The organism is Pyramidobacter sp. YE332 (genome assembly GCF_033060595.1).
GTDB lineage: Bacteria > Synergistota > Synergistia > Synergistales > Dethiosulfovibrionaceae > Pyramidobacter.
This window is the reverse complement of the sequence record NZ_CP133038.1, coordinates 865,309-889,507: the sequence shown is the minus strand read 5'-3', so window position 1 is coordinate 889,507 and position 24,199 is coordinate 865,309. Positions and strand designations below refer to the sequence as shown.

The following is a 24,199-nucleotide window of genomic DNA, read 5'->3' as shown; positions in this document are numbered from 1 at the left end:
TGATGATATGGCCGACGATCGCCGCCACGAATAAGGGCTCAAGCGATCTTTTCGTCGAGAACGCCATGGCGAACAGAACAAATATGGGGATAAGGGATAAAGCGCCGTAAGTTTCCACGTAAAACGATCTCCTTTCGTTACGCTGTCACAAAAATGCCGGCCCGGCGCGCTTACGGGCAAGTATTCCGCAGCGTCGCGCGCAAAACCTCACATCGAGAATCCGGCCGCCGACGTGGCCCCGCGCGAATGATCCCCGCAAAGCGCTTGTCGTTTTTTGCAAAATGCCACCAGATGCCGGCCGGCGCAAATGAGTTCATCCTCCGTAAGACATCGCAAATTATACAATCATCCGTCCGATTCATGACTAAAAAATTCCCCTTTATGGGATTAATTTTCCGCTAAGCAGAATTTTATACATAATGAACATTTTATGTCAATATCTAAAAATAAAATTCTGTAAAATATAACAACCGAAATGATATTGTGCTAAATCACTATACGCGCAAAATAAAAACTGATTCGACACTATGAACACAAATGCCGGCGATTGCTGCTCTCAAAAAGTGTATAACTTTTACTTCCTGCCAAACAACGCAAAAAACACCGTCCTGTTTTGGATAAGGGGTAAGAAAATTACTGACAGACATTGCCCTGGCCGTCAATTTGGTATATACTGCCTAAAAGATTTTTTGCAAAGGAGATCTTGCGTTGTCCAACGAATATAATTATCATGAAGCATTGCAGTCAGTAGAGAGAACCGTTGCGATTCTTGAGCTGCTCGCAAAAAATTCGCAGGGATTGTATCTCACCGAGATCTCAGAGGAGTCCGGCCTAAGCAGCAGCACCGTCCACCGTTTGCTGCGCTCGTTGATTTCTCTCGGCTATGTTCTGAATCGCAAAGAAAATAGCGGAAGGTACAAACTCAGCTACAAACTTTACGAACTTGGCACAAAATATCTCGCAGGACAAACATTTATACGAGCGGCGTTTCCGTTTCTGGAAAAATTATCATCAAGCACCTTCCGTACCGTCTCTTTGTGCGTACCCGAGATGTTCGACGTAATCTCCGTCGCACGAACGAGGAACTGGAGAGAAAAGGCGACGGTCGATCTTCCCGCATTCCGTGTGCCGATGTACGCCTGCTCCGCCGGCATCGCCATCCTCTCTACCTATGACAACGACCGGATCAAAAAACTTTGGGATCTCTCAAAAATCACGCCCTTTACTCCTTGCACGATAAAGACGCTGGAACATCTTTACCTCCGTGTCGAAACGACGAGAGAAAGGGGATATGACGTGTCCCAGGACGAATACCAAATGGGAATATCCAACGTCGCGGCCGTTATTGTCCCTCACGGGAGAGCGGCCATCGGCGCCATACAATACATTTACCCATCTTCCGAAAGTCAGACGTCTGCCCTCAAAAACTGTCCGGCCCTCGTGGAAACAGCAAAAGCTCTGACGGAGTTGTACAGTGATTCTCTGTAGTACGTACAAAAACGTTGTGACCTTCCATACTTCGCGGCACGCAGAATTTTTTGAAAAAACAGCGGCTCCGCGCTCAAAGCGGCGAGACCAACGAGCATGCGTTCGTTGGTCTCGCCGCTTTGAGCGCGGAGCCGTTTGTTTTGTGCCTCACGTCCGCCAGGCGACGCTCCAGCACAGACTGATCACCTGCTGCGCTCCGACGCCGTAGAGGCACTGGGCGGCGCGCAGCAGTGTGGTGCCGGTGGTGCTGACGTCGTCGAGCAGGAAGACTCGTTCGGGCGCCGCGCCGGCGCAGACGAAGCTGTCTTCGGGCATGGCGCGGCGTGACTGCGAATCGGGCTGCTGCTTCTGCGGCGTGCGTTTTTCCTTCCAGCGCAGGCATTCCCGCACGGGCACGCCGAGGGCGCCGGCAAGGCCGCGGGCCATCCACTGCAGGTGGCTGTCGCCGCGAGGAAAAAAGCATACGCGCGGATGCGGCGGAATGGGGACGATGGTCCATCCGCCCCGACGCTCATTTTCGCCGACCAGCCGGGTCAACGCAACGCCCATTTTCCGCGCCGCCACGCCGGAGCCGCCGTACTTGACCGTCAGCAGCAGCTCGCGCGCCTCGCCTTTGTGCAGCGTCAGGGCGCGCGCTTCATAGCGCCGGCCGTGGCGTTTGCAGGGCGAAGCTCCGTCGCAGCACAGGCAGTGCGGCAGGGGCGGCTCGGGAGCGGAAATTTTTTCCAGGCATTCGGGGCAGAGCGGGGAGGCCAGTTTTCCGCAGACGGGGCAGCTTTCCGGCATCAGCAGATGGCCCAGCAGTTCGGCGACAGGCGGCCAGTTCATTTTCGGCCCGTCGTCTTCGCCAGTACGGAAGAATTCCCCCGCTCCGCGGCGGTAAGATCGGGCAGCTCTTCGTCCAGTGAATCGAGGTTGTCGAGGCTCACGTTCTGTTCCACGACGATTTTCACGCTCACAGGACCTTCGCTGTAGATGTCGCGGGCGGCCAGCAGGGTGACGCGCAGCGGCGCTTTCGCGGCGGCGAGGCGCTCGACGCCGTCGTAAAAGTCGTTGGCGGGGATGCCGCCGACCATGCCGGTCAGCGGATCGTTGAGGATGCCGCTGGATGTCGCCATGCGGTTCAGCTCGCGCAGCATGTAGCTGAGCATGGTCTCGGCCTGCTCGGCGCTGGGTTTGAAACGCAGCACGCGGGTGATCAGCGCTTCCTCCTTGCGAAAAACCAGCGAACTCTCGTAAACGCGGTAGACGACGCGCACCGTCTCGCCGGCGGCGATGTTCTGCGGCACCATGGCGCGCACGACTTTGCGGCTGTCATAGGCGAGGATGCGCTGCATGGCGTTCTGCAGCGACTCGGGATCCTCTTCGAGGGAGATCGAGGCAGGCACGGCGTCGGAACGGCGGGCCACTTCAAAGCGCACGCGCTCGTTGAGACGGTCCAGGTACCTGCGGGCTTCCGCCTCGCTGGCGACGCCTTCGGGGATCACTTCCTGCCCGAGGCGCTCGTCGGAGAAGGCGACGATACGCCCTTCCTGAAGTTTGCCCAGCGTCGTGCGGATCCGGTTCACGTCCTCTTCGAGCCTGGCGCGTTCTTGGGTGAGACGGTCGCGTTCGGCCTGCATTTCTTCCGTGGTCTTGCGCAGCGCGTCGGCCCGGGTCTGCAGGTCGTCCAGCTCTTTTTCCTTGCTGGTGAGCTGCTGCTGCGCCTCGACGATCAACAGCGAAGAGATCTGCTGTTCGTTGCGGCTGTCCTGCAGCTGCCGCGTCAGATCGACGATCTGGCGTTGGATGAACTGCATGGAGAACAGGCTGGTGCGCACCGATTCGGAAACGACGGCCAGAATGGCGATGACGCACAGCGAGATCAGCATGCCCGTGCAGGCGGTCAGGATCGACGAGGTGTACTTCGGACGCAGGTTGAACAGCGTCACGCGGCGTTTGGCGAATTTCATGCCGACGCGGTCGCCGATGATCGACAACACGCCGCCGGCCAGGAGCGTCAGCGCGATCATTTTCCAGTTGACTTCAGTGAGCAGCTCCCACAGGCTTTCTTCCATCAGCGAGCCTCCTTTCTCCATTCGCGGGAGAGTTTCTCCGCGTAATTTTCATGAGCCGCCAGCACGGCGGCGATGCGTCGCGGGCTCCATAGCGGCCCGGAATCCATGCCGGGGCAGCGGTGAGCCGCCGCCTGCCAGGTCTGCGGCGATTCGAGCAGCTCCGGCCAGAACGGCCAGGTGCGGCACTCGACGGGACGGCAAGCGTAAACGCGGCAGCGTCCGTCGTCGCCGTTCATGACGCAGCGGCCGCAGCCCGTCTCTCTCAGGCTGGGAAAGCGCCAGCGCGTCGTCTCGAAGCGCGAACGCAGCTGTTCCGCCGTCAGATTCAGCGCGGCGGCGATGCGCCGCTCCTCGACGGGGCGCATGAAGATCCCGCCGGAAGCGCCTCGGCAGCAACGGCCGCACCCCAGACATTCAAAACGAAGGCCCCCGCAGGCCCACCAGGGAAGTTCCCGAGCGGTTCTGCGGGGGCCTGAAGAGATCCCTTCAACGTCCGGCAAGGTCGTCTCGATCATTTTCGCTGACGGCGGGCCGAGAACAGAAAACTGCCCTGCCCCTTCTCCGAAAGCTTGCCGATGTTGGCCAGCGCCAATCCGGTGCCCAGCGCCACGCACTCGGCGGGGCGATCGGCCACGACGCACTTGATGCCGGTGCTGCGGCCGATCAGCTCGGGCAGGCCGCGCAGCAACGCGCCGCCGCCGGTGAGCACGATGCCCTGGTCGATAATGTCGGCGGAAAGTTCGGGCGGCGTCATCTCCAGCACGTTCTTGACGCCGTCGACGATGGCCTGGATGCGCTCGATGATGGCCGAGCACACGCTGCGGCTGTTGATCTCGATCTGGCGGGGCAGCCCCTGAACCAGGTCGCGGCCTTTCAGCGTCATGTTGTTCTCCTCGCCGTCGGGCAGGCAGGAACCGATCATGATCTTCAGGTTCTCCGCCATCTGCTCGCCGATGGCCAGATTGTACTGCTTGCGCAGGTAGCGCATGATGCACTCGTCGAGCTTGTCGCCGCCGATGCGCAGCGATTTGGAGATGACGCAGCCGCCCAGCGAGATCACGGCGATGTCCGTGGTGCCGCCGCCGATGTCGACCACCATCTTGCCGCGCGATTCCTCCACGTGCAGATCGGCGCCGATGGCCGCAGCCATCGGTTCCTCGATCAGATAGGCATCGCGGGCGCCCACCTCCACCGCCGCCTCGAGCACGGCGCGGCGCTCCACGTCGGTCGCGCCCGACGGCACGCAGATCATCACGCGGCTGCGGAAATAGCGGTGCAGGCCGCGGTTGATCTTCCTCATGAAGTAGCGCATCATCGCTTCCGTCATCGAATAATCGGCGATCACGCCGTCGCGCAGCGGGCGTACCGACACTACGTTGCCCGGCGTGCGCCCCACCATGTTTTTCGCCTCGTAGCCGACGGCCAGGATACGCCCCGTATCCTGATCGACCGCCACGCACGAAGGCTCGCGCAGCACGATGCCCTTGCCTTTCATATAGATAAGCACCGTGGCGGTGCCGAGATCGATGCCGATGTCGTTGCCCAGGGAAAACATTTTAGGAAGAGCCTCCCTTCTGAAGTTGGTCAGCTTTTGAATCGTACGGGAGTCAGAACACATTCTCCAAAACTGTTCTATTGTACCCTATTTTAGTCCTTGTAGCCAACCTTCCAGAAAAACAACCCGTCCGGCGGCACCGTCATCGCCGAGTCGCTGCGGCTCGCGCCATCCAGCAGCGCGGCCAGCCACGAGAGCGGCCGGCGTCCCGAAGCGACGGCGTCCAGATTGCCAACCATGATCCGCACCATGTTGGTCAAAAAAGCGTCGCCGCGGATGCGGAAGACCGACAGCCGGCCGCGGCGAATATAGCGCACGAAGTGCATGCGCCGCACCGCGTTTTCCGGCAGGTCGCCGGCCCGGCAGAACGCGCTGAAATCGTGCCGTCCCTCCAGCAGCGCGCAGCCGCGGCGGATCAGATCATGATCCCAGTCGTCCTTTTTTTTCCACCACACGTAGGGCTTCATCATTGGATAGCAGAATGAACCGCGCCACACGAAAAAGGCGTATTCGCGCCACAGCGCGTCGCGCCGCGCGTCGAACTCCGGCGGGCGCTCCCGTACCGACGCAACCGCCGCGCCCTCGGGCAGATTCGCGTTCAGCGCCAGCAGAAGCCGCCGCGGCTCCCAGGCTCGGTCCATCAGGAAGGAAGCCGTCTGTCCGCGCGCGTGCACGCCGGCGTCCGTGCGCCCTGCGCCCGTTGCCTTCACCGGCGAACCGTTCAGCAGCGACAGGACCCGCTCCAGCGACTCCTGAACGGTGGCGCCGTTGGGCTGCGTCTGCCAGCCGCAGAACTTGCCGCCGTCGTAGCTGATCACGCAGGAATAGCGCGGCATCAGCCGACCACCCAGTTCAGCAGCTTCTGGCCGGCGATCAGCAGCGCGCAGAAAACCAGCGCCGCCGTGTCGGCCGCCCGCCAGCGAAACGGCTTCATGCGCGTCCGCCCCTCGCCGCCGCGGTAACAGCGGGCTTCCATCGCCACCGCCAGATCGTCGGCGCGCTGAAAGACGATCACGAACAGCGGCACCAGCACGGGGATGAACGCCTTCATGCGCCTGACGACCGAACCGCGGTCAAGGTCCGCGCCGCGGGCCAGCTGCGCTTTGAGGATGCGGTCCGTCTCGCTCAGCAGCGTGGGGATGAAGCGCAGCGCGATCGTCATCATCATCGCCAGTTCGTGCGCCGGAAAACCGAAGCGCTTGAACGGCGAAAAGAGACTCTCCAGCCCGTCGGACAGCGCCATCGGACTGGTCGTCAGCGTCAGCAGATTGGCGAACAGCACCAGCAGCGTCAGCCGCAGCGCCATCGTCCAGGCCAGCTCGACGCCTTCCCGGCTGACGCGGAAGATCCCCCACTGCCACAGAGGCTCCCCCGACGCGAAGAACAGATTCAGCAGCGCCGTGAAAACGATCAGGAACAGCACCGTGCGGATCGAACGCAGCAAAAACGCCACGTTCGTCTGCGCCAGCGCCGCGCAGAGCCACAGCACCGCCGCCCAGAGGATCCAATCGTAGGGGCGCCCCGCCATGAATATCCCCGTCAGCAGCAGCGCCAGCGCGCCCACCTTGGCGCGCGGGTCGAGGCGATGCACCCACGAACGGGCGGGCACGTACTGCCCGAAACTCATGTTCTCAAGAAACTTCAACGCCCCCGCCTCCTCTCGCGGACCAGCGCCTGCGCCAGCCTTTCGGCATCGCAGGTCAGCGGCGCGCGCAGTCCGCGCTCGCGCAACTTCAGCGCCGTCAGCATCACTTCAGGCAGCACCAGCCCCGAAACCGGCCGCCGGTACAGCTGCACCGCGATCTCGTCCGCCGTGCCCAGACCGGCGCAGCGCCCGTGGTCGAGCACGAGAATGCGGTCGCTGCGCGAAAAGGCGATCTCCAGATCGTGAGTGACCAGCACGATCCCCGTGCCCTCGCGGTGGATACGGTCCAGCAGCTTCAGCAGCGCCGCCCGGCCGCGCTCGTCCAGTCCCGCCGTCGGCTCGTCGAGCACCAGATAATCCGGCGCGCAGGTCAGCACCGAGGCGATCGCCACGCGCCTCTTCTCGCCGCCGGAGAGGCCGAAAGGATTGCGCTCCAGATAAGAATCGTCGAGTTCCACCGCGCGCAGCGCCCCCGCCGTCAGCTCGCCGATCCGGGACTCCGGCACGCCCCAGTTGCGCGGCGCAAAAGCCAGCTCCTCGCGCACCGTCTCCTCGAAAAGCTGCTGCTCGGGATACTGGAAGATCAGCCCCACCTTGCGGCGGATCTCGCGAAAATCGGTCTTCTCCCGTTTTTTCTCCGGCAGGATCGCCGCGCCGTCCACCGTCACCGAACCCGACGTAGGGCGCAGGATCGCGTTCAGGTGCTGAGCCAGCGTCGACTTGCCGCTGCCCGTATGGCCGATGAACGAGGTCCAGTGACCGCGTTCGATCGACAGCGAAACGCCCTCCAGAGCTGCCGTCTGGAGGGCAGTGTTTTCATGGTAAATGTGGCTTAAATTTTCGACGACGATAGACATAAAGCCGTTCCTATCCCCTCCGCCGTCGGCGGAGTATCTTTTGCTATCAGCCCGGCGGCGACGAGCCGCTCCCGAAGAATCACGACGGGCGGCACTTCCAGTCCCCAGCGGGCGCCGATGTCTTTCAGGCGGAAAAGCTGATCCGGCGTGCCTTCCCAGGCGAAGCGCCCCTGATCGAGAACGATCACGCGATCGGCGCCAATCACCTCTTCGAGGCGGTGCGTCACCTGCACGATCGTGATGCCGCGTCCATGCAGCTCGCGCAGCAGCGTCCCCACTTCCCGGCGCCCCTCGGGATCGAGCATCGCCGTCGGCTCGTCGAGCACCAGACACTGCGTGCCCATGGCCAGAGCGCCGGCAATGGCCAAACGCTGCTTTTGCCCGCCGGACAGCGTGTAGACCGCCTTGTCGGCTTTCTCCGCAAGACCGCAGACTTTGAGGGCTTCGTCCACGCGGCGGCGGATCTCCGCCGCCGGCAGGCCGAGATTTTCCGGACCGAACGCAACGTCGTCCTCCACTACCGTGGAAACGATCTGATTTTCGGGATTCTGAAAGACCATCGACACGGAAGAGCGGATCTTCCACAGATTTTCTTCCTCGCGGGAGTCCCGTCCCAAGATAAAACAAGCGCCCTGCATCGGAACGAGCAGGGCGTTAAGGTGTTTGGCCAGCGTGGACTTCCCAGAGCCATTGCTGCCGACCAGGGCGATCCACTCGCCCTGCCGCACTTCGAAACTGACGTTCTCAAGCGCGGGCCTCCCCGTGTCGGAGTAAGAATAGCCAACACCCCTCAGGGAGATCATATTGGGTTGTTCCATTTTCCGGCGTTTTTAGTCAACCAGCGAGATGACCGCCATGGGCGACGCGTCGCCGACGCGGAAACGGGTACGGACGATACGGGTGTATCCGCCGGGACGATCCGCAAAACGGGGAGCGACGTCGTCAAACAGTTTGATGACGGCTTCCTTGTAGTTCATGCGCGAAATGACGATGCGGCGATCGTGCAGCGTGCCGCCCTTGGCGCGCGTGATCAAACGCTCGGCGACGCGGCGAACTTCCTTCGCGCGGGTCACCGTGGTCTCGATGCTGCCTTCAAGGATCAGGCTCGCGACCATATTGGCCAGCATCGCGCGTCTGTGGCTGCCGTTGCGGCCGAGCTTTCTCTGGGCAACTCCATGTCTCATAGGGACTTAGTCCTCCTTGCTTGAGTTCTCTGCGCTTGCCTTGTCGTCACTGAGGACGATACCGTACTTGGTCATCTTCTCTTCGATCTCGCGAAGAGAGATCTTGCCCAGGTTGCGGATCTTCAGCAAGTCATCCTTACTGCGGCTGACAAGATCGCCAATGGTATGAATGCCACCGCGAAGCAGGCAGTTTTCACTTCTGATTGAAAGTTCAAGTTCCCTGACCGGTTTGTTCAGCAGGGCATTCTCCGGCGGATTATCGGCGCCGTCTCCGGCCTGACTGTTCCCGGAAGGCTGAGACGCGCTTTCGTCGTCGAACAGCCCGAGCTCGGCGGGATGAAGCTTGCGAAGCTCCTGAATGACGATGTCGAAATACTCGCGAAGCAGTTTCGCCGCTTCGGCGACGGCGATATCGGGAGCGACGACGCCATTCGTGGTGACGTTCATCACAATTTTTTCATAGTCCGTCTTTTGGCCGACGCGTTCGTTCTGAACTTCGTACTTGACGCGAAGGATCGGGGAATAGATGGCGTCGATCATGAGAGCGTCTACCGGTAAATAGCTCAGGCGCGGACGATCCACCGTGGCGTAGCCGACGCCCTGCTCGATGTAAACTTCGAGCGAAAGCGAATGCCCTTCCGCCAGCGTGCAGATGTACGCGTCGGGATCTATGAACTCGATGTCGCTGTCCTCCTGAAAATCGGCTGCCGTAACCTTCTTTCCGCCTTCCACATCCAGCTTCAGTGTACGGTATTCGGCGCTATGGGAGCGGACAGGCACGTGCTTGAGATTCAGCAGCAGCTCGATAACGTCTTCCTTCATGCCGGGGATCGTCGTAAACTCGTGCTGAGCGCCTTCAACGCGAACCGCACTGATCGCCGCTCCTTTGATCGAAGAAAGCAGCACACGACGGAGAGCGTTACCTATCGTCTGACCATAACCGCGTTCGAGCGGACCAATAACCAGCCGCGCGGCGGTACTGGAACACTCTTCAACTTGAATCTCAGGCCGCATAATCTCCAAAGATCCCCACACCCTTCCTATAACTCCATAGCCGATTGAGGCTACGACGGATTCTACGCAGCTTTAACGACAAAATACAAGTATTAGACGCGGCGTCTTTTGGGAGGACGGCATCCGTTGTGAGGGATGGGGGTCTCGTCCCTGATGGAGTTGACCTGCAGGCCGACGGCCTGAAGCGCGCGGATGGCAGACTCACGGCCTGGACCGGGGCCCTTGACGACCACGTCGATCTCGCGAAGGCCGTGATCCTGAGCCGTTTTGGCGGCCTGCTGAGAAGCGACCTGCGCGGCGAAGGGAGTGGACTTGCGGGCGCCCTTGAAACCGACGTTGCCGCCCGACGCCCACGCCAGCAGAGCGCCGCCCTTGTCGGTGATGCTCACGATGGTGTTGTTGAACGTCGAGAAGATATGAGCGACTCCGTAGCTGATATTCTTCTTTTCCTTCTTACGCTGTGTGCGATTGGCCACGAACGTTACCTCCCTTGGTTATGCGGTCTTCTTACCGGCAACGGGACGTGAACGTCCTTTGCGGTTCTTCCACGTGCGGGCATTCGTCTTGGTGCGCTGGCCGCGACAGGGCAACCCCAGGCGGTGACGGATACCACGATAACAGCCGATGTCCATCAACCGCTTGATGTTCATGGACACCTCACGGCGAAGGTCGCCCTCCACCTTGTGATTGTTGACGATTTCGGAACGAAGCAGCTGGGCTTCTTCTTCGGTGAGATCCTTGACGCGCGTATCCGGGTTCACGCCAGTCTTCTTGAGAATCTCACGAGCCGTGCTCAGACCGATGCCATAGATGTAGGTGAGGCCGATCTCAACACGCTTGTCGCGGGGAAGATCAACTCCTGCAATTCGAGCCATACCGGTTACCTCCTAGCTCCCTGACGCTGTTTATGACGAGGATCGCGGCTGCAGATGACGCGGATGACGCCATTGCGCTTGATCACTCGGCAATACTCACAAATGGGTTTAACAGATGATCTAACCTTCATAGTTTGCACACTCCTCATGGACATTCCGCTCCCGGCTGCAAACAGCCGCAGAGGCAGCATATCGACTACTTGTAGCGGTAAGTGATCCGCCCTCTGGTCAGGTCGTAAGGCGACAATTCCAACAACACCTTGTCGCCGGGAAGAATACGGATGAAATGCATCCTCATTTTTCCCGAAACATGAGCCAGAATCACCTGGCCCGTCTCAAGCCTGACGCGAAACATGGCGTTGGGCAAGGGCTCTTCAACTTCGCCGTGGACCTCGATCACATCGTCCTTGTTAGCCATGGAACCTTACGAACCTCCTCAAAGATCCCGGTTAGTGCCAGGGAGTCAGGATTTCTGCTCCGTCCGTCGTGACGAGGACGGTTTTTTCGAAATGGGCCGCATCAGAACCGTCGGCTGTCGAAACAAGCCAACCGTCCGTTCCATCTTTCAGGGTCTCGCCGCCGCACATGATCATGGGTTCGATGGCGATCGTCATCCCCTTCAAAAGAGTTACTCCCGTGCCGGGCTCACCGTAGTTCAAGACCGACGGGGCCTCATGGGGATGACGCCCAATTCCGTGTCCTGCATATTCCCGCACTATGCCATAACCTTTGGGAATCACAAAAGACTCCACAGCGTTTCCGATGTCTCCGAGAGTCGCTCCGGCTTTCACCTTGGCGATCGCGCGATCCAGACTTTCCCGTGTTACGTCAAGCAGCGCCTGCCTCTGCGGCGAAATGTCGCCCACCGCGTAGGTGTAGCACGCATCAGCGTGGAGGCCTTGATAAGAGGCCATGACATCGACACTGACAATGTCGCCGTCCTCAAGGATCCGTTTGTCGCTGGGGATCCCATGGACCACTTCGTCGTTGACCGACGTGCAGACCGAAGCAGGATAAGGCTCAGAAATCCCCGGCACCGCGTACCCCTTTTCGGAAGGAACGGCGCCGTTCTTCCTGATAAAGTCTTCGGCATATCGATCAATATCGGCCGTCGTCATGCCGGGTTTGACGATCCCCTTCAAGTTCATCAGAAGATCGGCAAGAATCGCACCGGCATGGCGCATCTTCTCAATATCGCCAACGGACTTGAGAGAGATCATGCACGCCTCTCAAGCATGGCTTCGATACGGCTTAAAACCTGGTCCCCGGCTTCGGCAGCGTCGATTCTGAGCAGAAGCCCCGCCTTGCCGTAATAATCGACAAGAGGAGCCGTCTGATCATGATACACGGCCAGACGCTGACGGATCACTTCTTCCCTGTCGTCGTCCCTCTGGTAGAGCTCGCCGTCGCATGAATCGCAGCGGTCTCCCTTCGCAGAAGGCTTGAAAGAGACATGGAAGATCCGGCCGCACTTCTTGCACATGCGGCGTCCGCACAAACGTTCGACGACCGTTTCGTCGTCCACGTCGAGAAGGATCACACCGTCAAGCTCGATCCCCATCTCCGCCAGAAGCGCCGTCAGCGCTTCGGCCTGAGGAACGGTGCGGGGGAAACCGTCGAGGATGAACCCTTTCCGACAGTCGTCTTCAGCGAGTCGGCCGCGCATCATGCCGACGATCACGTCGTCAGGCACAAGAGCGCCGGCGTCCATGAAGGACTTGGCTTTTCTGCCAAGCTCCGTGCCAGCCGTGACGTTGGCGCGAAGGATGTCGCCCGTGGAGATGTGGGCGACACCGTACTTCGCGACAATCTTCTCAGCCTGAGTGCCTTTGCCTGCGCCGGGAGGTCCGACAAGAATAATCCTCATCTCCCGTCCTCCCTAGAAGCGAAGCAATCCCCGGCCGCTCTTGGCACGCTTGAGGACGCCCTCATAGTTGCGCATCAAAAGCTGACTGTTGACCTGCTCGACGATCTCCAGCGCCACACCCACGATGATCAGGACGGACGTTCCGCCAAAGTAAAAACTCGTGATGCCGAACACGTTGGTCAGAAGATCGGGGACAAGAGCGACCACGACGAGAAAGACCGACCCCACCAGCGTGATGCGGGAGGCGATCTTTTCGATGTAGTCTGACGTAGGCTTGCCCGGACGGATTCCGAGAATGAAGCCGCCGTTTTTCTTCATGTTGTCCGCGATGTCGCTCGGATTGAAGACCATGGCCGTGTAGAAGAAACTGAAGAAGACGATCAGCACTACATACAGGACCGTGTAAAGCCAACTGCCGGGCGCAAAGTAATTCGCCAGCCGCTCTGTGCCGTGGAAAAGGCGAAGCACCGTCGAGGGGAAAATCAGCAGCGACGAGGCAAAGATGATCGGCATGACGCCGCCCATGTTGACACGCAGCGGAATAAAACTGCTCTGTCCGCCGTAGACGCGGTTGCCGACGACGCGCTTCGCGTACTGAACGGGAAGACGCCGCTGCCCCTGTTCAAGGAGCACAGCGCCCGCCAGAACAGCGACCATGACGGCGAGCGCCAGAATCAGCGTGACGACGTTCATTTCACCGGAGCTGACCATCGAAAGCGTCTGGATCACAGCCTCGGGAAGACGGGCAACGATACCGGCAAAGATCAGCAGGGAAATGCCGTTGCCGATGCCGTGATCGGTCATTTCTTCGCCAAGCCACATCACGGCTACCGATCCCGTCACCGCCGTAATGACAGCGACAAAGAAATCAAGTCCCGACGCAGCCAGAACCCCGGCGCGGCGCAGCCACATGGCCATGCCGACCGCCTGCACAAACGCGAAGAAGATCGCTCCATACCTCGTATACTGCGTCATTTTCTTCTGCCCCTGCGGACCTTCTTTCTGAAGACGCTCAAGCGTGGGGAAAATGACAGCGGCCAACTGCAAAACAATGCTCGCGTTGATGTAAGGCGCCACACCAAGCGAGAAAAGACTGAACCTTCTCAGCGCACCACCGGCAAACAGGTCAAGGAAACCGAGAACGCCACTTCCTTCAAAGAGCTGCGACATCGCCGCCGAGTTGATGCCCGGCGTAGGAATGTGAGCTCCCAGGCGGAAAACAAACAGCATTCCCAAGGTAAAGAGAATGCGCCTTTTGAGATCCGGAAGTTTGAATACGTCGCGGAAGGTATCAGCCACTTTAAATCACCTCAGCAGTTCCGCCTGCAGCTGCAATCTTCTGAGCAGCAGACTTGCTGAAGGCTTCTGCCTTGATCGTCAGCGGTTTGTCAAGCTCGCCATCACCAAGGATCTTGACGGGCGTATCCATATTGCGGACCAAGCCGTACGCAAAGAGCTCGTTCACCGTGATGACAGCGCCTTCTTTGAAGATCTCGGCAATGTCGCCCAGATTGGCGATCTGATATACCTTAGCAAAATTGTAATTGTTGAAACCGCGCTTGGGCGTACGGCGAACCAAAGGCATCTGGCCGCCCTCAAAACCGGGACGGATAGCGCTGCCGGCACGGGAGCCGTACCCCTTGGTGCCTCTTCCGGCAGTTTTGCCGTTGCCGCTGCCGATGCCGCAGCCAACGCGCTTCGCTTTGTGCTTGGCACCTTCGGCCGGACGCAGATCACTCAGATTCATTAGCTTTGCCCCCTTCCTCGTTCACTTCAGAGCACTCGACAAGGTGAGCCACCGCGCGAACCATGCCGCGGATCTGGGGCGTATCCTCGTGAATGACGACCGAGTTCAGCTTATGGAATCCCAGCGCCTTGATCGTACGCGACTGACGCTCAGGACGGCCGATATCGCTCCTCTTCCAGACAATACGAAGTTTAGCCATGGTCCCTTACCTCCTAAGCGTTCTCCGTCTTTTTCTTGCCGCGCAGAACCATGATCTCGTCACGAGTGCGCAGCGAAGCGACGGCAGCCAGAGTGGCGCGGGCGACGTTGACGGGGTTGCTGGTGTGTCCGACGACCTTGGTCATAACGTCCTTGATGCCACCCAGCTCCATGATGGCGCGCACGACGCTGCCGGCGATAACTCCGGTACCGTCAGCGGCGGGGCGGAGCATAACGGCCGCCGAGCCATAGCGTCCCATCACCGGATGAGGAATGGTCTTGCCGTTGCGCTTCACAGGGATCATGTCTTTCTTCGCGTCTTCCATGCCCTTGCGGACAGCTTCGGAAATTTCGCGAGCCTTGCCCATACCGATGCCCACGTTGCCTTCACCGTCGCCGACGGCAAGAAGGATGCTGAAACGGAATCTCTTGCCGCCCTTGACGGTCTTGCTGACACGGTTGATAAAGACAACGCGCTCGTTCAGCTCGGTACCGCTCGCAGACTGTTTTTCGGTCATTGAAATTCCTCCTTAGAGCTTCAAACCGGCTTCACGAGCGGCGTCGGCGATCGCCTGAACGCGGCCGTGATACACGTGGCCACCGCGATCGAAGACGACCTCGGTGATACCTTTTTCCCTCGCACGCTCCGCAACAAGCTTGCCCACAACCTTGGCAGCGGCTACCGTGCAATGGCCGCACTCAAGGCTCTGCGCCACGACCTTTTCCTTTGTGGATACGGAGATCAGCGTATGACCGACGGTGTCGTCGATCACCTGAACGTAGATGTCTTTCAGGCTGCGGAAAACAGACAGTCTCGGTCTCTCAGCGGTGCCGGAAACGCTCTTGCGAAGACGGCTGTGCCGAAGGAGACGCATTTCATTTCTGCTCTTGGTCTTAATCATATCGGCTCACCTCGTCTTACTTAGTAGCGGTCTTGCCGGCCTTGCGCAGGATGTGCTCGCCGAGATAGTGAATGCCCTTGCCCTTGTAGGGTTCGGGAGCGCGGTATCCGCGAATGATCGCAGCGATCTGGCCAACAACTTGTTTGTCGATGCCTTTGACGAAAATCTTGGTCGCGCCTTCCACGGCAAAGGTGATTCCCTCGGGAGGAATCACTTCAAGCGGATGGGAAAAACCCAAGCTCAGACCGAGGTTCTTGCCTTTCATGGCGGCGCGATAGCCAACGCCCTCGATTTCGAGAGTCTTGGTGTACCCTTCGGTGACGCCGATAACCATGTTGTTGATCATGGCGCGCACCATGCCGTGCGCGGCCTTGGTGGGCTTCTCCTCGTTGGCGCGGGCTACGTGAACGGCGCCGTCCTTGACTTCGACGGAGATGTTCTCCACAAGAGGCATGGACAACTGGCCGTTCTTGCCCTTGACAACGATTCTGTCTTCCTTGACTTCTACGCTGGTACCCTGCGGGACCGTGACGGGTTTACGTCCTAATCTTGACATGTTAATCCCTCGCCTTACCAGACATAGCAGACGACTTCTCCACCGAGCCCAAGCAGCCTGGCCTCGGCGTCAGTCTTCAGACCCTGGGAAGTGGAAATAATGGCAATTCCCAAGCCTCCCATGACTTTGGGCAGTTTATCTTTGCCGACATAGACACGGCGGCCGGGCTTACTCATGCGGCGAAGGCCCTGTACGACGCGTTCGCGGTTGGGACCATAGTTCATAAAGACCTTAATGGTGCCCGCGGGCTTTTTGGGGTCGTTGAGGACCTTGTAGTTGCGGATGTAACCTTCACTTTTCAGGATCTTCGCAATCCCCAGCTTCATCTTGCTGATCGGGATATCGACGCTCTCATGGTAGACCATGTTCGCGTTGCGAATTCTCGTGAGCATATCCGCAATCGGATCGTTAACGTACATGAAAGTTCCCCTTTCTCAGAGCGGTAATTTACCAGCTCGACTTGACAATTCCAGGGATCTTGCCTTCGCGGGCAAGATTGCGGAAGCAGCAGCGGCACATGTCGAAATCTCTCATGTAACCGTGCATACGGCCACAGATCGGGCATCTGTTGTAGCCGCGGGTCGAAAACTTCGGGGTCAGCGCAGCTTTGTTCTTCAGAGCTTTTCTCGCCATCTCAACCCCTCCTATTCAGCGTGCGCAAAAGGCATGCCAAGCTTCTCGAGCATGACAAAAGCCTCTTCGTCGGTGTTCGCAGTCGTCACGATGGTAACGTTCATACCGCGAAGCTTGACAACTTTGTCGTAATCGATCTCGGGGAAAATCAGCTGGTCCCTGAGGCCGAGGTTGTAGTTGCCGCGTCCGTCGAAGGACGTTCTCGACACGCCCTGAAAGTCCTTGATGCGAGCAAGAGTGAGATTCAGCAGACGGTCGAGAAACTCCCACATGCGCACGCCGCGAAGCGTCACGCTGCAGCCGACGGGAGAACCTTCGCGAAGTTTGAAGTTCGCGATGGACTTCTTCGACTTCTTGATCATCGGACGCTGTCCGCTGATCGTGGCAAGCTCGGCGGCGGCGACATCGATAAACTTGCTGTCGCTCTTGGCGTCGCCAACGCCGATATTGATGACGACCTTGACGATCTTAGGCATCATCATGGGATTTTTATAAGCGAACTGAGCCTGAAGCGCAGGCACGACTTCGCTCTTGTACTTTTCCAGCACGCGTACGGTCATGATTTGCCTCCTCCACTACTTGAGCTGGTCGACAATTTCGCCGGAAACCTTGGCCACGCGCACTTTGCGGCCGTCTTCCAGGAAAGCGTGACCAACGCGGGTGGGTTTACCGGTGTTGGGGCAAATCAGCATGACCTTGGAGGCATAGATCGGCGTCTCCTTCTTGACGATGCCGCCCTGCGGATTGGCCTGAGTGGGCTTGCTGTGACGCGAGGCAACGCTTACGCCTTCGACGATAACCTTGTTTTCCGCGGGGAAGGAAACAAGAATCTTGCCTTCTTTGCCCTTGTCCTTACCGGAGATGACTCTGACGCGGTCACCCTTCTTCAAACGCATTTTGCTCATCACGCAGGCCTCCTATACAACTTCGGGCGCCAGCGAGATGATGCGCATGTACTTCTTCGCGCGAAGCTCACGGGCGACTGGGCCAAAAATACGAGTTCCTCTCGGATCGCCGTTGCCGTCGATCAGAACCGCGGCGTTATCGTCAAAGCGCACGTAGGAACCATCCGCACGACGACGCTCTTTTTTGGTACGAACGATCACAGCCTTGACGACGCTGCCCTTGGCAACATTGCTGTTGGGGATGGCTTCCTTTACAGCGCAGACAATGATATCGCCCAGCGAGCCGAAACGGCGTCGGCTGCCGCCGAGCACTTGAATGCACTTGACGCGCTTCGCGCCCGTGTTGTCAGCAACGTTAAGCACTGTATTTAACTGAATCATCGGTTAAACATCCTCCTCGACAGATCCGCCCAGGATGGGGGCTCTCTCAATGATCTTGACGAGGGTCCAGCGCTTGTTCTTGCTCATAGGACGAGTTTCGGCAAACTGGACTCTGTCGCCCATGCGGCAGGCGTTCTCAGCATCGTGCACAAGGAACTTCTTGGACTTGATGATGCGCTTGCCGTACACGGGGTGCATGGCATGCCGGGTCACACGGACGGAAATCGTCTTCTCCATCTTGTCGCTGACAACGATTCCGATCTTCATCTTACGATGAGGGGTTTTAGCTTCCATTGTGCCTTACCTCCTTCCGGCGTTCACGTTCAGTCCCTGTTCCTTTTCGTGAACAATGGTAAGGACTCTCGCGATGGTCTTTTTGACCTCTTTGATCCTGCTGGTGTTCTTCAACTGACCAACAGCATTCTGGAAGCGCAGGTTAAACAGCTCTTCCTTGAACTGGTCGTGCTTGTTCATAAGCTCTTCAACGGTCATTTCACGCAGACTTTTGGCGTCCATTACTATTCACCATCCAAACTGTCGCGGGTCACAAGCCGCACCTTGATAGGAAGCTTGTGAGAGGCCGTGCGGAACGCTTCCTCAGCGATTTCACGGGGAATCCCGCCAAGCTCAAACATGATGCGGCCTTTACGAACGGCGGATACCCAGAACTCCGGAGCGCCCTTTCCCTTTCCCATTCGGGTTTCAAGAGGCTTCTTCGTATAAGGCACGTCGGGGAAGATGCGGATCCACAACTTGCCGCCCTTGCGCATCTTACGGTTGATGGCAACGCGGGTCGCTTCGATCTGGCGGGCAGTAATGTAGGCGCATTCCATCGCCTGCACGCCGAACTCGCCAAAAGCCACGTAAGCCCCGCCTTTCGCTTCACCCACAAGGCAGTCGCGATGAGGCTTACGGAACTTTGTTCTTTTCGGCATCAACATTTAGGCCCGGCCTCCTTCCCTTTTGTTCGCTCTGCTGCGGACTGGACGAGGAGCTGCCGTGTTCAAGGCTTTCTCATCACGGTAGATCCAGCACTTCACACCAATAGCGCCATACATGGTCACGGCCTTGACGCAACTGTAGTCCACGTCAGCACGAAGCGTGGAAAGAGGAAGGCGCCCATCGTTATACCACTCCGTGCGGGCAATTTCCGCTCCGCCAAGACGTCCCGAACATTGAATCTTGATGCCCAGACCGCCGGCCTTCATGGTACGGAACATGGCCTGCTTCATGGCGCGGCGGAAGCTGACGCGGCGCTCCAGCGCGGAGGCGATACCTTCGGCCACAAGCTGCGCGTCGACGTCGGGATTTTTGATCTCCTGAACGTTCAGCATCACGCGGGTGCCGGTCAAAGCCTGGAGCTCGTCTTTCACTTTCGTCAGCTCGGCGCCCTGTTTGCCGATCACCACACCAGGACGAGCCGTCCATAGCGTGAAACGAATTACTTTGCCCACGCGCTCAATCTCGACGCGAGAAATGCCGGCGCCTTCCCAGCGATTCTTGATCCAGGTGCGCAGCTTGATATCCTCGTGAAGATTCTTCACATAATTTTTACCAACCGCATACCACTTGGATTCCCAGTCGCGGATCACGCCGATACGATAACCGATCGGATGAACTTTCTGACCCATAAGTCCTTTCCCCTTACTCGGCGACCGTCACAGTGATGTGACTGGTACGATGCACATACGCATGAGCCCGCCCCATAGACGCGGGACGAAAACGTTTCATGCTGGGGCCCTGATCGGCTTTGGCCTCGACAACCTTCAGCTTCTCAACATCCATGCCAAAGTTGAACTCAGCATTAGCGACGGCGCTCTTCAGCACCTTTTCCACAAGTCGGGCAGCTTTCTTCGGGGTATAACGGAGAACCATCATGGCATCTCCAACTTTTTTGCCACGAATCAAAGGCAGTACCTGACGAACTTTATAAGGCGAAATACGAACCGCCTTGGCAACTGCATAAGCCTGCACGTCAATGTCCCCCTTTACTTAGCCTTCGGCGCTGCCGCCGCGGTCGGAATCGAACGCTCCTGACCGCTGTGGCCGGTAAAACGACGGGTCAGCGCGAATTCACCCAACTTATGACCGATCATGTTCTCGCTGATATAGACCGGAACATGGGTACGGCCATTATGAACAGCGATTGTATGACCAACCATAGGCGGAACGATCATGGAAGCGCGCGACCAGGTCTTGAGAACCTTTTTCGTGCCGCTTCCGTTCAGTTCCTCGACCCTCTTGAGGAGCCTCGCCTCGACGTAGGGTCCTTTTTTAGCAGAACGTGCCATATTTTGTCCTCCTTACCCTACTACTTGGCGTAACGACGTCTGACAATGAACTTGTCAGAAGGCTTACGCGCACGAGTACGATAGCCCTTCGCAGGGGTGCCCCAAGGCGAACAGGGGTGATGATGCGATTTCGTGGTGCCCTCTCCGCCGCCCATGGGGTGGTCGACAGGGTTCTGAATCATAGCGCGGATGCGTCCCTTGCGTCCCAGCCAGCGAGTCTTGCCGGCCTTGCCCAACGAGACGTTTTCGTGTTCGCCGTTGCCAACCACGCCAATAGTAGCGGTGCACTCAAGCAGGAACTTGCGAAGTTCGCCGCTGGGCATGCGCACAAATGCGAACTTGCCTTCTCTGGCCATCAGCTGAGCGCTGACGCCGGCGGAACGGACCAGCTTGGCGCCGCGACCGGGTTCGAGCTCGATGTTGTGAACCAACGTGCCGTCAGGAATGTTTTTGAACTTCTTGGCGTTGCCGGGGCGGATATCCGCCTCGGGCCCCGCCATGATCGTATCGCCGACATGAAGCTGGTCGGGGCAGAGGATGTAGCGTTTTTCGCCGTCGACGTAGAAAATCAACGCCAGACGCGCAGAACGGTTGGGATCATATTCGATCGCCGCAACGCGACCGGGGACGCCAATTTTATCGCGCTTGAAATCGACGATGCGCAGGCGGCGGATGTGACCACCACCGATGAAACGCATAGTCCTGCGCCCGTAATTGTTGCGGCCGCCCGTCCTTTTCTTTCTGCCGGCAAGCAGAGAGCGCTCAGGCTTCTGCTTCGTGATGTCCTCACGGCTTAGAACCGTCATATGACGTCTACTGGCGGTGTAGGGATTGAATTCCTTGATTGCCATTTTCAGATTTCCTCCAATCGCTAGGCGCCAGCGCCTTCGAAGAACTGGATGCGCTCTCCCTCGGCTAACGTGATGATGGCCTTTTTCCACGCGCGGCTCTTGCCAAGAAAAGCTCCCATGCGCTTGGGCTTGGAATGGACCTTCACCGTATGGACGCTCTTGACCTTAACCTTGAAGACAACCTCGACAGCCTTGCGAATCTCAATCTTATTGGCCATAGGATGAACTTCGAAGGTGTACTTGTTCATTTCCATCAAGCGGCTGCTCTTCTCGGTAACCACAGGACGGATGATGATGTCATGAGCTACAAGATTCATCGAGCGTACACCTCCTCAAGCTTTTCGAGAACCGCCGGCGTGGCTACGACATGATCATGATGAACCAGGTCAAGCACGTTGATGCTGTCAACATGAAGGACCTTGGCGCCGGGGATGTTGCTGGCGGATCTGACAACATTTTCATCTCTCTGGTCAAGCAGGAACAGGACCTTTTTGGCCTTCAGAGAATCGATGAAACCTTTCATCTTCTTCGTGGACGGGACCTCAAAGCCAAAGCTCTCCACCGCACAAAGCGACTGCTCAATCACCCGCATCGAAAGAGCACTGCGCATCGCCAGGGCGCGGACCTTCTTATTGACTTTCAGGCTGTAGGAACGGGGTTTGGGCCCGTGAACCACGCCGCCGCCGACCCAGAGAGGCGAACGGCTGCTGCCCGCGCGCGCGCCCCCGATATGTTTCTGTTTCCATGGCTTCTTGCCGCCGCCGCGAACTTCGCCGCGCATCTTGGTGCTGGCTGTCCCTTGTCTGGCATGAGCCAACTGAGCCACTACAACCTGATGCATCGCAGAAACATGAACAGAAGCGCCGAAGACTTCGTCCGAGAGCGTCTTCTCCCCAACGATTTCTCCGCTGATATTCATAATCTTGATAACAGGCATTTCGTTGATCCTCCTTCAGCCTAGTCCTGCTTGTGAATCAGGACGAGGCCGTTTTTGGCGCCAGGAACCGCACCCTTGATGAGAAGGAGGTTGTTCTCCTTATCAACTGCGACGACGGTCAGATTCTTGATGGTGACGCGCTCGTTGCCGAGATGTCCGGGCATCGTCTTGCCCTTGAAAATATGGCTCGGATAGCTGCTGGCGCCGCTTGAGGCCGGCTTACGATGCGACACGGACACGCCATGACTCGCCTGAAGACCACCAAAGTTCCAGCGCTTCATAACGCCCGCGAATCCTTTCCCCTTGCTGGTGCCGGTGACGCTGACCGTCTCGCCCTCGGCAAAGACGGCCACGTCGACAATCTGACCAGCTTTATACTCGGCGGAATTCTCAATACGGAATTCACGCAGCCAACGACAGGGCTTTACACCGCAGCGGTCATACATACCCTGAAGCGGCTTCGTGACCTTGTGAGGCTTACGTTCGCCCAAACCGAGAAGAACGGCACTGTAACCGTTTTTCTCAGGGGTACGGACATCGACCACAGGGCAAGGGCCAGCAGCGATAACGGTCACCGGAACGGACTGCCCCGCTTCGTTAAATACGCGGGTCATCCCCAGCTTCTGTCCAAGAATACCAAGACTCATACTACAATACACTCTCCTTTGCTCAGAGCTCCCTCCAGCGAGGGAGATTCAGCTTTATTGGCTCAGAGCTTCCCGCTCGGTTAGAGCTTGATCTGGATATCGACACCAGAGGGAAGATTCAGCTGCATCAATGCTTCCATCGTCTTCTGCGTCGGATCGAAAATGTCGATGAGACGCTTGTGGGTTCTCATTTCATAGTGCTCGCGGGCATCCTTATTGACATGAGGTGATGTGAGGATGCAGAACTTGTTGATCTCCGTAGGAAGCGGGATCGGACCGGCGACCTTGGCGCCGCTGCGAGCCGCGGTTTCAGCGATTTGGACGGCGGAGGTATCGAGTACGCGGTGATCGAACGCTTTGAGACGAATTCTGATTTTTTTGGACACGACACGGCCTCCGCTTACTCGAGGATCTGGGAGACGACGCCGGCGCCGACGGTGTGGCCGCCTTCGCGGATGGCGAAACGAAGGCCTTCGTTCATCGCCACGGGCGCGATCAGGTCCACTTCGAAGGTGCTGTTGTCTCCCGGCATCACCATTTCCACTCCGTCCGGAAGTTTGATGGAGCCGGTCACGTCGGTGGTGCGCACGTAGAACTGGGGTTTGTAGCCGTTGAAGAAGGGGGTGTGACGGCCGCCTTCTTCTTTCTTCAGCACGTACACTTCCGCTTTGAATTTCTTGTGGGGCTGGATGCTCCCGGGTTTCGCCAATACCTGTCCGCGTTCGACTTCGCTCTTGTCGATGCCGCGCAGCAGCGCTCCGACGTTGTCGCCGGCTTCGGCGTCGTCGAGCATTTTGCGGAACATTTCCAAGCTGGTGATGACGACTTTGCGGGTGTCTTTGATGCCGACGATCTCGGCTTCGTCGCCGGGTTTGATCACTCCGCGTTCGACTCGCCCGGTCACGACGGTGCCGCGCCCGGTGATGGTGAAGACGTCTTCGATGGGCATCAGGAAGGGTTTGTCCATTTCACGCACGGGTTCGGGGAGGTAGCTGTCGCACGCGTCAAGGAGGTCCCAGATGGGTTTGCTCCACTTGTCGTCGCGCGCTCCGGTCCCTTCTTCCAGCGCTTTCAGCGCGCTGCCGCGGATGATGGGGATGTCGTCGCCGGGGAAGCCGTATTTGCTCAGCAGTTCGCGCACTTCCATTTCCACGAGGTCGAGGAGTTCGGGGTCGTCGACGAGGTCGATTTTGTTCATGAAGACGATCAGCGCGGGGACGTTGACTTGGCGGGCGAGCAGGACGTGTTCGCGGGTCTGGGGCATGGGCCCGTCGGTGGCCGCGACGACGAGGATGGCTCCGTCCATCTGCGCCGCTCCGGTGATCATGTTCTTGATGTAGTCGGCGTGCCCGGGGCAGTCGATGTGGGCGTAGTGGCGTTTGTCGGTGGTGTACTCGATGTGGGAGATGTTGATGGTGATGCCGCGTTCTTTCTCTTCCGGCGCTTTGTCGATCTGGTCGAATTTGGTCTCTTCCGCGTAGCCTGTCTTCGACAGAACGTGAGAGATCGCCGCCGTCAGCGTCGTCTTGCCGTGGTCGATGTGCCCGATCGTTCCGATGTTCAGATGGGGCTTGCTGCGCTCAAATTTCTCTTTTGCCATTGTTTTTTC

Annotated in this window: 40 protein-coding genes; 1 reads left to right on the top strand and 39 read right to left on the bottom strand. The window is 58.4% G+C overall.

All coding sequences use genetic code 11. From position 1 onward, the window contains the following. Nucleotides 1-708: 708 nt before the first annotated feature. The gene (locus RAH42_RS04230; RefSeq protein WP_317540013.1) at nucleotides 709-1,488 is read left to right on the top strand and encodes an IclR family transcriptional regulator; all 780 of its coding nucleotides are present in this window, start codon (nucleotides 709-711) and stop codon (nucleotides 1,486-1,488) included. Nucleotides 1,489-1,635: 147 nt separating this feature from the next. On the opposite strand, the gene RAH42_RS04225 is transcribed toward RAH42_RS04230, so the two are convergent. The 39 genes from RAH42_RS04225 to tuf all read right to left on the bottom strand — a co-directional run bounded on the left by RAH42_RS04225 (nucleotide 1,636) and on the right by tuf (nucleotide 24,190). Beyond that, nucleotides 1,636-2,316 carry a ComF family protein gene (locus RAH42_RS04225; RefSeq protein WP_078015878.1) on the bottom strand — a complete coding sequence of 227 codons (681 nt, stop codon included), beginning with the start codon at nucleotides 2,314-2,316 and terminating at the stop codon, nucleotides 1,636-1,638. After that, nucleotides 2,313-3,545, bottom strand: a complete 1,233-nt coding sequence (locus RAH42_RS04220) for a DUF3084 domain-containing protein (protein WP_317540012.1) — start codon at nucleotides 3,543-3,545, stop codon at nucleotides 2,313-2,315. Before RAH42_RS04220 ends, RAH42_RS04225 begins: the two co-directional genes overlap by 4 nt. Further along, nucleotides 3,545-4,060 (bottom strand): YkgJ family cysteine cluster protein, encoded by a 516-nt coding sequence (locus RAH42_RS04215; protein WP_078015876.1) that lies wholly within the window; start codon nucleotides 4,058-4,060, stop codon nucleotides 3,545-3,547. Before RAH42_RS04215 ends, RAH42_RS04220 begins: the two co-directional genes overlap by 1 nt. Further along, nucleotides 4,057-5,100: a rod shape-determining protein gene (locus RAH42_RS04210; protein WP_078015875.1), complete on the bottom strand. Its 1,044-nt coding sequence runs from the start codon at nucleotides 5,098-5,100 to the stop codon at nucleotides 4,057-4,059. The genes RAH42_RS04215 and RAH42_RS04210 overlap by 4 nt, the downstream gene beginning before the upstream one ends. A 92-nt stretch (nucleotides 5,101-5,192) precedes the next feature. Continuing rightward, on the bottom strand, nucleotides 5,193-5,936 hold the full coding sequence (gene truA, locus RAH42_RS04205) for a tRNA pseudouridine(38-40) synthase TruA (RefSeq protein WP_078015874.1): 744 nt from the start codon (nucleotides 5,934-5,936) through the stop codon (nucleotides 5,193-5,195). Then, complete coding sequence (locus RAH42_RS04200; protein ID WP_078015873.1) at nucleotides 5,936-6,745, bottom strand: energy-coupling factor transporter transmembrane component T; 810 nt, start codon at nucleotides 6,743-6,745, stop codon at nucleotides 5,936-5,938. Before RAH42_RS04200 ends, truA begins: the two co-directional genes overlap by 1 nt. Continuing rightward, nucleotides 6,742-7,602, bottom strand: a complete 861-nt coding sequence (locus tag RAH42_RS04195) for an ATP-binding cassette domain-containing protein (protein WP_078015872.1) — start codon at nucleotides 7,600-7,602, stop codon at nucleotides 6,742-6,744. Before RAH42_RS04195 ends, RAH42_RS04200 begins: the two co-directional genes overlap by 4 nt. Then, nucleotides 7,578-8,420, bottom strand: coding sequence for an energy-coupling factor transporter ATPase (locus RAH42_RS04190; protein WP_078015871.1), 843 nt, complete (start codon nucleotides 8,418-8,420; stop codon nucleotides 7,578-7,580). The genes RAH42_RS04195 and RAH42_RS04190 overlap by 25 nt, the downstream gene beginning before the upstream one ends. A gap of 12 nt (nucleotides 8,421-8,432) precedes the next feature. Beyond that, complete coding sequence (gene rplQ, locus RAH42_RS04185; protein WP_078015870.1) at nucleotides 8,433-8,786, bottom strand: 50S ribosomal protein L17; 354 nt, start codon at nucleotides 8,784-8,786, stop codon at nucleotides 8,433-8,435. Nucleotides 8,787-8,792: 6 nt separating this feature from the next. After that, complete coding sequence (locus RAH42_RS04180; protein ID WP_317540011.1) at nucleotides 8,793-9,800, bottom strand: DNA-directed RNA polymerase subunit alpha; 1,008 nt, start codon at nucleotides 9,798-9,800, stop codon at nucleotides 8,793-8,795. Between the two features lie 92 nt (nucleotides 9,801-9,892). After that, on the bottom strand, nucleotides 9,893-10,276 hold the full coding sequence (gene rpsK, locus RAH42_RS04175; RefSeq protein ID WP_009165399.1) for a 30S ribosomal protein S11: 384 nt from the start codon (nucleotides 10,274-10,276) through the stop codon (nucleotides 9,893-9,895). Nucleotides 10,277-10,294: 18 nt separating this feature from the next. After that, nucleotides 10,295-10,675, bottom strand: a complete 381-nt coding sequence (rpsM, locus tag RAH42_RS04170) for a 30S ribosomal protein S13 (RefSeq protein WP_009165400.1) — start codon at nucleotides 10,673-10,675, stop codon at nucleotides 10,295-10,297. Nucleotides 10,676-10,680: 5 nt separating this feature from the next. Then, nucleotides 10,681-10,806, bottom strand: coding sequence for a 50S ribosomal protein L36 (gene rpmJ, locus RAH42_RS04165; protein ID WP_009165401.1), 126 nt, complete (start codon nucleotides 10,804-10,806; stop codon nucleotides 10,681-10,683). A gap of 65 nt (nucleotides 10,807-10,871) precedes the next feature. Continuing rightward, the gene (gene infA, locus RAH42_RS04160; RefSeq protein ID WP_009165402.1) at nucleotides 10,872-11,093 is read right to left on the bottom strand and encodes a translation initiation factor IF-1; all 222 of its coding nucleotides are present in this window, start codon (nucleotides 11,091-11,093) and stop codon (nucleotides 10,872-10,874) included. Between the two features lie 31 nt (nucleotides 11,094-11,124). Beyond that, nucleotides 11,125-11,895 carry a type I methionyl aminopeptidase gene (map, locus tag RAH42_RS04155; protein WP_078015868.1) on the bottom strand — a complete coding sequence of 257 codons (771 nt, stop codon included), beginning with the start codon at nucleotides 11,893-11,895 and terminating at the stop codon, nucleotides 11,125-11,127. Next, complete coding sequence (locus RAH42_RS04150; protein WP_078015867.1) at nucleotides 11,892-12,542, bottom strand: adenylate kinase; 651 nt, start codon at nucleotides 12,540-12,542, stop codon at nucleotides 11,892-11,894. Before RAH42_RS04150 ends, map begins: the two co-directional genes overlap by 4 nt. A 12-nt stretch (nucleotides 12,543-12,554) precedes the next feature. Then, nucleotides 12,555-13,841, bottom strand: a complete 1,287-nt coding sequence (gene secY / locus RAH42_RS04145; protein ID WP_078015866.1) for a preprotein translocase subunit SecY — start codon at nucleotides 13,839-13,841, stop codon at nucleotides 12,555-12,557. A 1-nt stretch (nucleotide 13,842) separates the two neighbouring features. Continuing rightward, complete coding sequence (gene rplO, locus RAH42_RS04140; protein ID WP_009165406.1) at nucleotides 13,843-14,289, bottom strand: 50S ribosomal protein L15; 447 nt, start codon at nucleotides 14,287-14,289, stop codon at nucleotides 13,843-13,845. Then, entirely contained in the window at nucleotides 14,276-14,488 is a 213-nt protein-coding gene (gene rpmD / locus RAH42_RS04135; RefSeq protein WP_078015865.1) for a 50S ribosomal protein L30, read from the bottom strand. The genes rplO and rpmD overlap by 14 nt, the downstream gene beginning before the upstream one ends. 13 nt (nucleotides 14,489-14,501) lie before the next feature. Then, complete coding sequence (gene rpsE, locus RAH42_RS04130) at nucleotides 14,502-15,005, bottom strand: 30S ribosomal protein S5 (RefSeq protein WP_078015864.1); 504 nt, start codon at nucleotides 15,003-15,005, stop codon at nucleotides 14,502-14,504. Between the two features lie 12 nt (nucleotides 15,006-15,017). Then, nucleotides 15,018-15,389, bottom strand: coding sequence for a 50S ribosomal protein L18 (gene rplR / locus RAH42_RS04125; protein ID WP_078015863.1), 372 nt, complete (start codon nucleotides 15,387-15,389; stop codon nucleotides 15,018-15,020). A gap of 16 nt (nucleotides 15,390-15,405) precedes the next feature. After that, nucleotides 15,406-15,945, bottom strand: a complete 540-nt coding sequence (gene rplF, locus RAH42_RS04120; RefSeq protein WP_078015862.1) for a 50S ribosomal protein L6 — start codon at nucleotides 15,943-15,945, stop codon at nucleotides 15,406-15,408. Between the two features lie 14 nt (nucleotides 15,946-15,959). Beyond that, on the bottom strand, nucleotides 15,960-16,364 hold the full coding sequence (rpsH, locus tag RAH42_RS04115) for a 30S ribosomal protein S8 (RefSeq protein ID WP_009165411.1): 405 nt from the start codon (nucleotides 16,362-16,364) through the stop codon (nucleotides 15,960-15,962). Between the two features lie 28 nt (nucleotides 16,365-16,392). Continuing rightward, nucleotides 16,393-16,578 carry a type Z 30S ribosomal protein S14 gene (locus tag RAH42_RS04110; protein ID WP_009165412.1) on the bottom strand — a complete coding sequence of 62 codons (186 nt, stop codon included), beginning with the start codon at nucleotides 16,576-16,578 and terminating at the stop codon, nucleotides 16,393-16,395. Between the two features lie 11 nt (nucleotides 16,579-16,589). After that, nucleotides 16,590-17,138 carry a 50S ribosomal protein L5 gene (gene rplE / locus RAH42_RS04105; RefSeq protein WP_317540010.1) on the bottom strand — a complete coding sequence of 183 codons (549 nt, stop codon included), beginning with the start codon at nucleotides 17,136-17,138 and terminating at the stop codon, nucleotides 16,590-16,592. Nucleotides 17,139-17,153: 15 nt separating this feature from the next. Beyond that, nucleotides 17,154-17,483, bottom strand: a complete 330-nt coding sequence (gene rplX, locus RAH42_RS04100) for a 50S ribosomal protein L24 (RefSeq protein WP_229769299.1) — start codon at nucleotides 17,481-17,483, stop codon at nucleotides 17,154-17,156. A gap of 12 nt (nucleotides 17,484-17,495) precedes the next feature. Beyond that, on the bottom strand, nucleotides 17,496-17,864 hold the full coding sequence (gene rplN, locus RAH42_RS04095) for a 50S ribosomal protein L14 (RefSeq protein ID WP_009165415.1): 369 nt from the start codon (nucleotides 17,862-17,864) through the stop codon (nucleotides 17,496-17,498). 3 nt (nucleotides 17,865-17,867) lie between these two features. Further along, on the bottom strand, nucleotides 17,868-18,158 hold the full coding sequence (gene rpsQ, locus RAH42_RS04090; protein WP_009165416.1) for a 30S ribosomal protein S17: 291 nt from the start codon (nucleotides 18,156-18,158) through the stop codon (nucleotides 17,868-17,870). A gap of 6 nt (nucleotides 18,159-18,164) precedes the next feature. After that, entirely contained in the window at nucleotides 18,165-18,380 is a 216-nt protein-coding gene (gene rpmC / locus RAH42_RS04085) for a 50S ribosomal protein L29 (protein ID WP_078015860.1), read from the bottom strand. 2 nt (nucleotides 18,381-18,382) lie between these two features. Continuing rightward, nucleotides 18,383-18,805, bottom strand: a complete 423-nt coding sequence (gene rplP, locus RAH42_RS04080; RefSeq protein WP_078015859.1) for a 50S ribosomal protein L16 — start codon at nucleotides 18,803-18,805, stop codon at nucleotides 18,383-18,385. Next, nucleotides 18,806-19,495, bottom strand: coding sequence for a 30S ribosomal protein S3 (gene rpsC, locus RAH42_RS04075; RefSeq protein ID WP_078015858.1), 690 nt, complete (start codon nucleotides 19,493-19,495; stop codon nucleotides 18,806-18,808). Nucleotides 19,496-19,508: 13 nt separating this feature from the next. Beyond that, on the bottom strand, nucleotides 19,509-19,838 hold the full coding sequence (gene rplV / locus RAH42_RS04070) for a 50S ribosomal protein L22 (RefSeq protein WP_009165420.1): 330 nt from the start codon (nucleotides 19,836-19,838) through the stop codon (nucleotides 19,509-19,511). A 14-nt stretch (nucleotides 19,839-19,852) separates the two neighbouring features. Then, nucleotides 19,853-20,155: a 30S ribosomal protein S19 gene (rpsS, locus tag RAH42_RS04065; RefSeq protein WP_078015857.1), complete on the bottom strand. Its 303-nt coding sequence runs from the start codon at nucleotides 20,153-20,155 to the stop codon at nucleotides 19,853-19,855. Between the two features lie 20 nt (nucleotides 20,156-20,175). Continuing rightward, entirely contained in the window at nucleotides 20,176-21,006 is an 831-nt protein-coding gene (gene rplB, locus RAH42_RS04060) for a 50S ribosomal protein L2 (protein ID WP_078015856.1), read from the bottom strand. 20 nt (nucleotides 21,007-21,026) lie between these two features. Next, a complete protein-coding gene (rplW, locus tag RAH42_RS04055) occupies nucleotides 21,027-21,323 on the bottom strand; it encodes a 50S ribosomal protein L23 (protein ID WP_009165422.1) in 297 nt (98 codons plus the stop codon). Beyond that, on the bottom strand, nucleotides 21,320-21,943 hold the full coding sequence (gene rplD / locus RAH42_RS04050) for a 50S ribosomal protein L4 (protein ID WP_317540009.1): 624 nt from the start codon (nucleotides 21,941-21,943) through the stop codon (nucleotides 21,320-21,322). The genes rplW and rplD overlap by 4 nt, the downstream gene beginning before the upstream one ends. A gap of 20 nt (nucleotides 21,944-21,963) precedes the next feature. Further along, the gene (gene rplC / locus RAH42_RS04045; RefSeq protein ID WP_078015854.1) at nucleotides 21,964-22,590 is read right to left on the bottom strand and encodes a 50S ribosomal protein L3; all 627 of its coding nucleotides are present in this window, start codon (nucleotides 22,588-22,590) and stop codon (nucleotides 21,964-21,966) included. Between the two features lie 80 nt (nucleotides 22,591-22,670). Beyond that, nucleotides 22,671-22,976, bottom strand: coding sequence for a 30S ribosomal protein S10 (rpsJ, locus tag RAH42_RS04040; protein ID WP_078015853.1), 306 nt, complete (start codon nucleotides 22,974-22,976; stop codon nucleotides 22,671-22,673). A 14-nt stretch (nucleotides 22,977-22,990) separates the two neighbouring features. Then, nucleotides 22,991-24,190: an elongation factor Tu gene (gene tuf, locus RAH42_RS04035; RefSeq protein WP_078017178.1), complete on the bottom strand. Its 1,200-nt coding sequence runs from the start codon at nucleotides 24,188-24,190 to the stop codon at nucleotides 22,991-22,993. Between the last annotated feature and the right edge of the window lie 9 nt (nucleotides 24,191-24,199).